The sequence below is a fragment of the Saccharothrix sp. NRRL B-16314 genome, from assembly GCF_000716595.1.
Classification (GTDB): domain Bacteria; phylum Actinomycetota; class Actinomycetes; order Mycobacteriales; family Pseudonocardiaceae; genus Actinosynnema.
Genome location: NZ_JNXC01000216.1, coordinates 1 through 320 on the forward strand (window position 1 = coordinate 1; position 320 = coordinate 320).

The 320-nt window shown below is 72.2% G+C and carries 1 pseudogene; it reads right to left on the minus strand.

Going from position 1 to position 320, the window contains the following annotated elements:
* Positions 1 to 221 (minus strand): annotated as a pseudogene (locus tag OQ02_RS39710) (sodium:solute symporter family protein); the annotation flags it as partial.
* Between the last annotated feature and the right edge of the window lie 99 nt (positions 222 to 320).

Consider the following 320-nt stretch of genomic DNA (forward strand, 5'->3'; position numbering starts at 1 on the left):
GCCGCCTCCCGGCACCACCCGGCGGCGCCGAGATAGCTGAAACTCGTGTAGCCCTCCCCCGCCATCAGCACCCAGATGAAGACGGGCCCGAGCGAACGCCCGCCGACGGACCAGGCGTCGAGCCCGCCGGTCTGGTGCCGGCGCACGGCGAGGAGCCCGAGAGCGACGGTGAGCACCATGAAGAACGCGAAGACGGACACGGCGACGCCCGCGGAGCTCACGACCGGTCACCCCGCCGGGCGAGGAAGACCGCGAAGGGGGTGACGAGCGTGGCCCCGAACAGCCAGAGCACGAACAGCGGCACCCGGTTCACGAACGGC